Genomic DNA, 10,108 nt, shown 5'->3' with positions numbered 1-10,108 from the left:
GTCCGCGCCTCAGCGCGGGCGCGGCGTCGTCGTGCCCGGGGCGGTGCCGCCCGGCGCGGTGCCGGCGACGGCCGCCTCGGCGGTACGGCGTCGGCGCGTGCGCACGACGACGAGCGTGACGACGGCGGCGACGGCGAGCAGCGCGGCGACGCCCCAGGGGGACCCGGCGGCGAGCGCGACGGCGCCCCACACGGCCGACAGGCCGATGGTGCCCCACACCGCCGCCCAGGCCGCCGACCCGGGCAGCGACGCGACGGTGAACCGCAGGTACGGCATGCGCAGCAGGCCCGCGGCGGCGAACACGGCGGTCTGCACGCCGACGGTGAGGTAGCCGGCGGTCACCGCGAGCGGACCCCACCGGTGGACCAGCGTCAGGCCGGTGCGGGCCAGCGGTGTCCCGGCGAACCCGGCGAGCCGGTCGACGGTGCGCTGCCAGAGGCGGGGGCCGTGGCGGTGCGTGCCCTCGTACGCCGCGCCGCGGGCGACCGCGCGGCCCGCCCAGTAGGTCGCGTGCGACCGGGCCAGCACGGCGACGAAGAGGATGAGGAGCACGAGCCCCAGGGGCAGGCCGTCGAGGCCGTAGGCACGCACGACCTCCGTCACGCGAGCGATCCTACGTCGGCCCTGCGCGGGCCCGGACGTGACCCGGGTCCCGCCGGCGGCGGTGCCGGCGTCAGCCGTCGCGGACGCCGGGCGCGGCGCGCCGTCAGCGGCCGGGTGGCGTGGCGGGTGCCGGTGCGCAGTCCTCCGCGGTCGTGGCCGGCACGAGGACGTCGTCGGACATGTCGGGGTGCGGGTCCTCGCCCGGCGCCCGGCGGTGCACGAGCGGCCGCACCGCGGCACCGACGGCGTACACCGCGATGGCCAGGACGACGATCGTCGCGCCCGGGGGCACGTCGTTCCAGTAGGTCACCGTGAGGCCGACGACGCTCACCGCGACCCCGACCGCGCTCGCCACGGCCATCGTCCGGCCGAACGAGCGGGCGTACAGCTGGGCGACGGCGACGGGCACGATCATCAGCGCGCTGACCAGCAGCAGGCCGACGACGCGCATCGCGATCGTGACGGTGAGCGCCGCGAGGGTCGCGACGACCATCGAGACGAGCCGGACCGGCAGTCCGCTGGCGCGCGCGAACTCCTCGTCGTGGCTGACGGCGAAGAGCACCCACCGCAGGCCGACGCCGACGCCCAGCACGAGCGCGGCGAGCGCGACGGTCCACCACAGGTCCGCTGTCGTCACCGTCGCGATCGAGCCGAAGAGGTAGCTCATGAGGTTCGCGTTGGTGCCGCCGGCCACCTTGATGAGCAGCACGCCGCCGGCGATGCCGCCGTAGAACATGATCGCGAGCGCGAGGTCGCCGCTCGTGCGGCCGCGCTCGCGCACGAGCTCGATGACGACCGACCCGATGACGGCGGCGACGACCGCGCCGGGCACCGCGAGCGCGTCGGCGGGGGAGGCGGCGGCCCAGCTGCCGACGAGCCAGCCCACGGCGACGCCGGTGAGCGCGACGTGCCCGATGCCGTCGCCCATGAGGGCGAGCCGGCGCTGCACGAGGAACGTGCCCACCACCGGTGCGGCGGCGCCCACGAGCACGGCGGCGATCAGCGCACGCTGCATGAGCGGCGAGGAGAGGAGCTCGGCGAGCTCGGTCCACCACGTCACGGGGCCACCCCCAGCGTCAGGTCGGGACCCTCGGACGGCGGTGCGGGGTCGGCGTGCGGGTGCGTGTGGTCGTGCTCGGCGGAGCCGTGCTCGCCGCGCGCGGCGGGCGGTGCGCCGTCGTGCACCACCCGGCCGTGCCGCAGCACGACCGCCCGGTCGATGAGCGGCGCGAACGGGCCGATCTCGTGCAGGATCACGAGCACCGTGGTGCCGGCGTCACGCAGGGCGGCGACCGTGCGGACGAAGGTCTCCTGCGTGGGGACGTCGATGCCGGACGTCGGCTCGTCGAGGACGAGCAGGCGCGGCTCGCGCACGAGCGCACGGGCGATGAGGACGCGCTGCTGCTGACCGCCGGAGAGCTCCTGGACGCGCCGGTGCAGCAGGTGGCCGACCCCGAGCGTCTCGAGCGCGGCGCGGGCGCGGGCGCGCCGGTCGCGCGGCGGCAGGAGGCGGCGGCCGTGCAGCAGCCCGGAGCCGACGACCTCGAGCGCGGTCGCGGGCACGCCCCCGCCGGCGGCCATGCGCTGCGGCACGTACCCGACCTGCTGCCAGGGCACCTGGCGGCCGAGCGGTGCACCGAGGAGGTGGACCGACCCGGAGGCGAGCGGGACGACGCCGAGCAGGGACCGGACGAGCGTCGACTTGCCGGACCCGTTGGCGCCCAGCAGGGCGAGCACCTGCCCCGCGGGCACCCGGAGGTCGACGCCGCGCACGATCGGCCGTCCGCCGAGAGTCACGTGGACGTCGCGGGCGTCGATGGTCGGCACCGGGCGGGTGTCGGCGGCGGGCACCGCGGCGGGGGCGGACGGCGAGGTCACGCGCACGACAATGCCACGCGCAGCTGCTCGAGGTTCTGCTCGGCGACCGAGAAGTAGTCCTGCGCGTCGTCCGTCAGCCCCTCGAGCGGGTCGAGCACGGCCGTGCCGACGCCGAGGTCGTCGGCGAGCGTCTCGGCGACCTTCGGGCTGACGAGGGTCTCGAAGAAGATCGTCGTGACGCCGCTCTCGCGGACGAGGTCGCCGACCTCGCGCAGCCGGGCCGGCGAGGGCTCCGCCTCCGGGTCGACGCCGGAGATGCCCACCTGCTCGAGGTCGTAGCGCTGCGCGAGGTAGCCGAACGCCTCGTGCGACGTGACGATCACGTCGCGCTCGCAGGTCGCCAGGCCCGTGCGGTAGGCCTCGTCGAGGGCCGCGAAGCGCTCGCCGAGCGCGTCCGCGTTCGCGCGGTACGTGTCGGCGCCGTCCGGGTCCACCTCCGTGAGCGCGTCGGCGACGGCGTCCGCCACGTCGGGCATGAGCGTCGGGTCGAGCCAGAAGTGCGGGTCGAGCGCGCCGTGCTCGTGCTCGTCCTCCGCGTGCTCCTCGCCCTCGTGGGCGTGGTCGTCCTCTGCGGCGGTCGGCGCCTCGTCCGCGTGGGCGCCGTCCTCGCCCAGGCCGGCGGCCTGCGTCGCGTCCACGACGTGCGCCGGCTGCGTCTGCTCGACGGCCTCGTCCACCGCGGCCTGGAAGCCCGACTGGTAGACGACGAGGTCCGCGGAGGAGAGCTCGGCGACCTGCGCGGGGGAGAGCTCGAGGTCGTGCGGCTCGGCGCTCGGCGGCGTCATCGACGCCACGTCGACGCGGTCGCCGCCGACCTCGGCCGCGACGAACTGGAGCGGGTAGAACGAGGCGAGCACCGCGACACGGCCGTCCTCCGTCCCGCCGGCGCCCGCGTCCGCGCCCCCGGAGGAGCACCCCGCGACCAGCAGGGCGGGGACGGCGAGCAGCGCGAGGGCGCGGGAGGACCTGGACATGAGACCGATTCTCAACTGCGGCGCGAACGGTTGTCAAAACGGCTGGTCGCGCGGCGGCTAGGCTGTGGCGGTTGTGCCCCGCGGCACCCAGCCGCGGGCTTCCTCGACCCAGGAGAACCCAGTGGCCAGCACCGCCTCCCGCCTCGACGCCGTCGTCTCCCTCGCCAAGCGCCGGGGGTTCGTCTTCCCGAGCGGCGAGATCTACGGGGGCACCCGCTCCGCGTGGGACTACGGACCCCTCGGCGTCGAGCTGAAGGAGAACATCAAGCGCCAGTGGTGGCGCGCGATGGTCACCAGCCGCGACGACATCGTCGGCCTCGACTCGTCCGTCATCCTGCCGCGCCAGGTGTGGGTCGCGTCCGGCCACGTCGGCGTCTTCACCGACCCGCTGACGGAGTGCCTGTCCTGCCACAAGCGGTTCCGCGAGGACCACCTGCTCGAGGACTTCGAGGCCAAGAAGGGTCGCGCGCCCGAGGGCGGCCTCGCCGACATCGCGTGCCCCAACTGCGGCACCCGCGGCGAGTGGACCGAGCCCCGCGACTTCAACATGATGCTGAAGACGTACCTCGGCCCGGTCGAGGACGAGTCCGGCCTGCACTACCTGCGGCCCGAAACCGCGCAGGGCATCTTCGTGAACTTCCAGAACGTGCTCACGGCGGCCCGCAAGAAGCCGCCGTTCGGCATCGGCCAGATCGGCAAGTCGTTCCGCAACGAGATCACGCCCGGCAACTTCATCTTCCGCACGCGCGAGTTCGAGCAGATGGAGATGGAGTTCTTCGTCGAGCCGGGCACCGACGAGGACTGGCACCAGTACTGGATCGACACGCGCACGCAGTGGTACACGGACCTCGGCATCGCCCCGGAGAACCTGCGCCACTTCGAGCACCCGGCCGAGAAGCTGTCGCACTACTCCAAGCGGACGGTCGACATCGAGTACCGCTTCGGCTTCACCGGCTCGGAGTGGGGTGAGCTCGAGGGCATCGCGAACCGCACCGACTTCGACCTGTCGACGCACGCGCAGCACTCCGGCCAGGACCTGTCGTACTTCGACCAGCAGAAGAACGAGCGGTACGTGCCGTACGTCATCGAGCCGGCCGCGGGCCTGACGCGCTCGCTCATGGCGTTCCTCGTCGAGTCGTACACCGAGGACGAGGCGCCCAACACCAAGGGCGGCGTCGACAAGCGCACGGTGCTGCGCCTCGACCCGCGCCTGGCGCCCGTCAAGGCCGCCGTGCTCCCGCTGTCGCGCAACGAGCAGCTCAGCCCGAAGGCGCGCGACCTCGCCGCCGAGCTGCGGAAGAACTGGAACGTCGACTTCGACGACGCCGGCGCGATCGGCCGCCGCTACCGCCGCCAGGACGAGATCGGCACGCCGTTCTGCATCACGGTCGACTTCGACACGCTCGACGACCAGGCCGTCACGATCCGCCACCGCGACGACATGTCGCAGCAGCGCGTCGCGCTCGACCAGGTCACGCCCTACCTCGCGCAGCGCCTCGTCGGCGCCTGACCGCACGACCCACGCCGGGCCGGCGGGTGCTCCGTGCACCCGCCGGCCCGGCGTCGTCGTGACGGCGCTCGCCGTGGGTCCGGCGTGCCCTCAGAGGCGCGCCCCGAGCGCGACGAGGTCCGCCACCACCTGGTCGACCGGTGCGCCGGGCGCCCACAGCGCGAGCTGGTCGCGCGTGACCGGCAGGCCGTTGACGTACGCGCTGCCGTCCGTGCCGACGAACACCGTGACCGACGGCGGCTCCATGACGATCTCGCGCTCCGAACGGGGGGAGCCCATGTTGGACACTCGCGGGCTGCCGCCGATCACGAACAGGCTGGCGCCCGAGCCGGTCGGCTCGGGGAACGTCGGGACCTCGACGACGTGGCGCACGGCGCCCGTCGCGTCCACGACGCCGGTCGACAGCACGTGCGCGACACGCGCCCCCGGCATCCACGCCGGCACGGCGCCGACCAGGACGTCGACGACGTGGGCCTCCGCGCCGACCGAGAGCCCGGTCACCCCGTGGTAGCCCTCCGCCGCGCCGTGGTCGGCGAGCGCGTCGTCGGGCGACCACCGCAGCGGCATGGGGTCCGCGAGGTGCCCCGTCGCCTCGAGGACGCCGAACGCCAGGACGTCGCCGGGCGTCCGGAACGGCTCCCCGTCCACCGTGCCGAACGCGAGCGTCTCCCCGGTCGCGGCGGAGCCGATGCCCGTGTCCCACCACGTGCTGCCGTCGGCGAGCGTGCGGGGGACCGGCCCGCGTGCGGCGCGCAGGCCCTCGGCGAGGTCGGCGACGTCCGGTGCGGCGGTCGCGACCGGTGCGTCGGAGTCCGGCGCGGTGGCGTCCGGCGCGGTCGCGGTCGGCGCGTCGGCGGTCGGCGGCGCCAGCAGCGCTGCCGTGCCGAGCACGAGACCGACGGCAGTCACGGCGGCGGCGCCGGCCGCGGCGCCCGCGGTGGCGGCGCGCCGGCGCCGGCCACGCGCGATCGTCCGGACCGGGTCGAGCGTCATCGTGGGGGCGTCGCGGTCCGCCCGTGCGCGCAGCGCGGTGGCGACCTCGTCGTCGGTGAGCGTCATCGGGTCTCCTCGGGTCGGGGGTGGGCGGGGGCGCTGCGCGGCGCGTCGACCGTCAGGTCCGTCCGGAGGGCGGCGAGCGCGCGGGAAGCGGTCGACTTGACCGTGCCCGTGCTGATGCCGAGGTCCTCGGCCACCTCGCGCTCGGTCAGGCCGACGAGGTGCCGCAGGACGACGACGCGACGCTGCCGGGGCGTCAGGCGGGCGAGCGCGCGGACGAGCGCGTCGCGGTCGTGGACCGCTCCCGTGCCCGACGCGACGGCGTCCTCCGGCAGCTCGGCCGGCGCGGTGAGCACCTCCCGCCGCCGGCGCCGCCACGTGTCCGTGCGCAGGTTCACGAGCGTGCGGCGCGTGTACGCCGCCGGGTCGCCGCCGCGCACGCGTGCCCACGCGCCGTAGGTCCGCACGAGCGCCTGCTGCACCAGCTCCTCCGCCCGGTGCGCGTCGCCGACGAGCAGCCACGCCGTGCGCAGCAGGCCCGGGCCGGCGTCGGCCATGAAGGCGGTGAACTCGGCGTCGCGGTCCGCGCGACCGCCCCCGTGCGTCGGCAGGGCGCGCGGCACCACCGGCGCCGTCTCGGTCACCGGGGTGGTCGGGGGCAGGGACGCGGGCCCCTCGGGCGGCGGGTGCGTGATGGTCACACTTCCTTCGACGCAGCAGCCTGCCCGAGGGTTGCGACCTGCCGGGGACCCCGGGCCAGGTCGGCGGCCGACCGGGTGACAATGGAGCCGTGCAGACCCTCACCGACCCGTCGACCGACGCGCCCGCCGCGGGCCGGCGCGCGCTCCCGCCGCTGCGCATCGGCCCGATCACCGTGGACACGCCCGTCGTCCTCGCGCCCATGGCGGGCGTGACGAACGCGGCGTTCCGGCGCCTGTGCCGCGAGTCCGGCGCGGGCCTGTACGTCGCCGAGATGACGACGAGCCGGGCGCTCGTCGAGCGCAGCCCCGAGTCGCTGCGGATCATCTCGTTCGAGCCGGACGAGGTGCCGCGGTCGGTCCAGGTCTACGGCGTCGACCCCGCGACCGTGGGCGCGGCGGTCCGCATGCTCGTCGAGGAGGACCGGGCGGACCACGTCGACCTCAACTTCGGCTGCCCGGTGCCCAAGGTCACGCGCCGCGGCGGCGGCGCGGTGCTGCCGTGGAAGCGGGACCTGTTCGCGTCGATCGTGCGGGCCGCGGTGGACGCCGCCCGCCCGGCCGGCGTGCCCGTCACCGTCAAGATGCGCAAGGGCATCGACGAGGACCACCTGACGTACGTGGAGGCGGGCCTCACGGCGCAGGACGCGGGCGTCGCGGCGGTGGCGCTGCACGGCCGGACGGCCGCCGACTACTACTCGGGCACCGCGGACTGGGACGCGATCGCGACCCTCAAGGAGGCCGTCACCGACATCCCCGTGCTCGGCAACGGCGACATCTGGTCGGCCGAGGACGCCCTGGCGATGGTGCGGCACACCGGCTGCGACGGCGTCGTCGTCGGCCGAGGCTGCCAGGGGCGGCCGTGGCTCTTCGCGGACCTCGCCGCGGCGTTCGCGGGCTCGGACGCGCGCATCCGGCCCGGGCTGGGTGAGGTCGCCCGCGTCGTGCACCGCCACGCCGAGCTCATGGTCGACCACTTCGGCGACGAGTCGAAGGCGCTGCGCGAGATGCGCAAGCACATGGCCTGGTACTTGAAGGGGTACGTGGTGGGCGGGGAGCTGCGGGCGCAGCTGGGGCTCGTCTCGTCGCTCGCGGAGCTCGACGACCTGCTCGCCCGGCTGGACCACGACCAGCCGTACCCGGGAGCGCCGGCCGAGGGGCAGCGCGGACGTGCCGGCTCGCCGAAGCGGCCGATCCTGCCGTACGGGTGGCTGGACTCCCGGGAGCTGTCCGACGAGTTCCGCCAGGAGCTGCACGAGGCCGAGCTGTCCGTCTCCGGCGGCTGACCCGCCGCCCGGGGCCGGCGCACGGGCGCGCGGGCGGACGGTGCGTCAGCGCGGCGTCACGACGACCCGCTCGGCGAGCCGCCGCACGGTCCGCGGGGTCGCGTCGGGCGCGCCGAGACCCGGTCCGGCCACCGCGATCGCACCGGTCGCCGAGGCCAGGGCGAGGGACTCCGGCACGGGCGCACCCGCGAGGGTCGCCCACAGCAGCCCCGCGGCGAACGCGTCGCCGGCGCCCTCGGCCTGGACGGCCGCGTGCACGGGCGCGGCGCCGACGTCGTACCACCGCGGCGCGCCGTCGTCGCCGACCGCGACGGCGAGCGCCCCCGCGGCACCCCGCGTCACCACGGCGAGCCGCGCCCCCTCGGCCAGCCGCGCCCGCAGGTACGCCGCCGGGTCGGCCAGGCGCACGTGGCTCGCGAGGACGACGTCCGCCGCGGCGGTGAAGGCACGCGCGTAGGGGCCCTCGCCGTCGTCGTCGTGCACGTCGCACCACACCGGGACGCCCGCGGCCCGCGCGGCGTCGAGCACCGGCCTGCTGTGCTCCGCGAGGTCGACGACCGCCGCGTCGGCGCCGCGCAGGAGCTCCGCGACCGGGCGCGCCGCACCGGACGGCACCGCGTCGGGCAGCGTGAGGTACACGGACAGCCGGGAGCCGTCGTCGGCGACCAGGTTCACGTGCCGCTCGCTGGCGCGCCCCGCCGCGGGCACGGCGACCACCTCCAGGTGCGGGCGCTCCAGCGCGGCACGGATGCGGGCCGCGGCGTCGTCCTCGCCGAGCACGGTCCGGAGGGTCACGTCGACCCCGAGGGCGGCGAGCGTCAGCCCCTTGCCGGCCGAGGTCCCGCCCAGCCCGTGCGCCCAGCCGTCGGCCGCCACCGTGTGCGGTCGCGGCTCCGGGAGCACGGCGACGCGCACCGTGAGGTTCCAGCTCGCGGGGCCGGTGACGAGCACGCGGTGCGGGACGTCGGGCACGTCGCGAGCGTACGTCGCCTGCGTCGGGCCGCCACCCGTCGCCGCGCGCCGCGCGCCCGGACCCGACAGACTCCCGCCATGCGAACGGTCGGGGTCGAGGAGGAGTACCTGCTGGTGGGCCCGGACGGGGCGCCCGCCGGTGCGGCGGCGGCGGCCCTGCGGGCCTACGAGCTGCGCGGCGGCACCCCGGAGCCCGAGCCGGAACCCGGCGGCGGCCTCGAGGGCGAGCTCAAGGAGCAGCAGCTGGAGACCGGCACCCACCCGTGCGAGGACCTCGACGCGCTCGCGGACGAGGTGCGTGCCGGCCGCACGCGCGCCCGCGCCGCCGCCGACGCGGTGGGGGTGCGCCTGGCCGCCGTCGCGACGTCACCCGTCGCGGGGGAGAGCACGCTGTCGCGCGGGGCGCGCTACCACCACATGGCGCGCGAGTACGCGCTGACGCTGCGCGAGCAGCTGACGGGCGGCTGCCACGTCCACGTGCGCGTCCAGGACGACGACGAGGGCGTCGCCGTGCTCGACCGCATCGGCCCCTGGCTGCCCGTGCTGCTCGCGCTGAGCGCCAACTCCCCGTACTGGCGCGGCGAGGACTCGGGGTACGAGAGCTTCCGGTCGCAGGTGTGGAACCGCTGGCCGAGCGCGGGGCCCACCGCGCCGTTCGGCAGCGCCGGCGGCTACCACCGCGTGGTGCAGGACCTGCTCGACACCGGCGCGGCGCTCGACCACGGGATGATCTACTTCGACGCCCGGTTGTCGCACACCTACCCGACCGTGGAGATCCGTGTCGCGGACGTGTGCCTGCGTGGCGGTGACGCCGTGCTCGTCGCGGCGCTGGCGCGCGGGCTCGTCGAGACGGCCGCGCGCGAGGCCGCCGACGGCGTCCCCCCGGTGGTCGACCGCGTGGAGCGCCTGCGGGCGGCCTCGTGGCGGGCCGGGCGCTCGGGCGTGACCGGCGACCTCGTCGCCCCGCCCGCGTTCCGGCCGGCACCGGCGCGCGACGTCGTGCGGAGTCTGCTCGAGCACGTGCGGCCCGCGCTCACGGACCACGGCGACGTCGAGCGGGTCGAGACGCTGCTCGACGAGCTGTGGGTGCGTGGCACGGGCGCGACGCAGCAGCGTGCGTGGTTCCGCGCCGGTGGTCCCGCAGCCGTCGTCGACGGGGCCGTCGCGGCGACGGCGGACTGAGCGCTCCGT

At 76.1% G+C, this 10,108-nt stretch carries 10 protein-coding genes; 3 read left to right on the top strand and 7 right to left on the bottom strand.

Going from position 1 to position 10,108, the window contains the following annotated elements; translation table 11 throughout:
* Window positions 1-9: 9 nt before the first annotated feature.
* The 4 genes from ACFUMH_RS17210 to ACFUMH_RS17195 form a co-directional block, all read right to left on the bottom strand.
* Window positions 10-603, bottom strand: a complete 594-nt coding sequence (locus ACFUMH_RS17210; protein ID WP_378208450.1) for a DedA family protein — start codon at window positions 601-603, stop codon at window positions 10-12.
* Window positions 604-706: 103 nt separating this feature from the next.
* Window positions 707-1,618: a metal ABC transporter permease gene (locus tag ACFUMH_RS17205; protein ID WP_378208452.1), complete on the bottom strand. Its 912-nt coding sequence runs from the start codon at window positions 1,616-1,618 to the stop codon at window positions 707-709.
* Between the two features lie 41 nt (window positions 1,619-1,659).
* On the bottom strand, window positions 1,660-2,481 hold the full coding sequence (locus tag ACFUMH_RS17200; protein ID WP_378208447.1) for a metal ABC transporter ATP-binding protein: 822 nt from the start codon (window positions 2,479-2,481) through the stop codon (window positions 1,660-1,662).
* Window positions 2,478-3,455, bottom strand: a complete 978-nt coding sequence (locus tag ACFUMH_RS17195) for a metal ABC transporter substrate-binding protein (protein ID WP_378208445.1) — start codon at window positions 3,453-3,455, stop codon at window positions 2,478-2,480. Before ACFUMH_RS17195 ends, ACFUMH_RS17200 begins: the two co-directional genes overlap by 4 nt.
* 121 nt (window positions 3,456-3,576) lie before the next feature.
* Between ACFUMH_RS17195 and ACFUMH_RS17190 the strand changes: the two genes are divergently transcribed.
* Window positions 3,577-4,965, top strand: a complete 1,389-nt coding sequence (locus ACFUMH_RS17190; RefSeq protein WP_378208443.1) for a glycine--tRNA ligase — start codon at window positions 3,577-3,579, stop codon at window positions 4,963-4,965.
* 90 nt (window positions 4,966-5,055) lie between these two features.
* On the opposite strand, the gene ACFUMH_RS17185 is transcribed toward ACFUMH_RS17190, so the two are convergent.
* Window positions 5,056-6,024 (bottom strand): hypothetical protein, encoded by a 969-nt coding sequence (locus ACFUMH_RS17185; protein ID WP_378208441.1) that lies wholly within the window; start codon window positions 6,022-6,024, stop codon window positions 5,056-5,058.
* Window positions 6,021-6,662, bottom strand: coding sequence for a SigE family RNA polymerase sigma factor (locus ACFUMH_RS17180; RefSeq protein WP_378208439.1), 642 nt, complete (start codon window positions 6,660-6,662; stop codon window positions 6,021-6,023). The genes ACFUMH_RS17185 and ACFUMH_RS17180 overlap by 4 nt, the downstream gene beginning before the upstream one ends.
* Window positions 6,663-6,751: 89 nt before the next feature.
* Here ACFUMH_RS17180 and dusB point away from each other — a divergent pair, with 89 nt between their 5' ends.
* The gene (dusB, locus tag ACFUMH_RS17175) at window positions 6,752-7,945 is read left to right on the top strand and encodes a tRNA dihydrouridine synthase DusB (RefSeq protein ID WP_378208437.1); all 1,194 of its coding nucleotides are present in this window, start codon (window positions 6,752-6,754) and stop codon (window positions 7,943-7,945) included.
* Window positions 7,946-7,990: 45 nt separating this feature from the next.
* Here the strand turns inward: dusB and ACFUMH_RS17170 are convergent, their stop codons facing one another.
* Window positions 7,991-8,917 (bottom strand): carbohydrate kinase family protein, encoded by a 927-nt coding sequence (locus ACFUMH_RS17170; protein ID WP_378208435.1) that lies wholly within the window; start codon window positions 8,915-8,917, stop codon window positions 7,991-7,993.
* A gap of 78 nt (window positions 8,918-8,995) precedes the next feature.
* Between ACFUMH_RS17170 and ACFUMH_RS17165 the strand changes: the two genes are divergently transcribed.
* Window positions 8,996-10,099, top strand: a complete 1,104-nt coding sequence (locus ACFUMH_RS17165; RefSeq protein WP_378208433.1) for a glutamate--cysteine ligase — start codon at window positions 8,996-8,998, stop codon at window positions 10,097-10,099.
* Window positions 10,100-10,108: the final 9 nt, after the last annotated feature.

Source organism: Cellulomonas sp. NPDC057328 (assembly GCF_042667215.1).
Classification (GTDB): domain Bacteria; phylum Actinomycetota; class Actinomycetes; order Actinomycetales; family Cellulomonadaceae; genus Cellulomonas.
The sequence above is the reverse complement of the archived record's forward strand: the minus strand, read 5'-3'. Positions and strand labels throughout refer to the sequence as shown.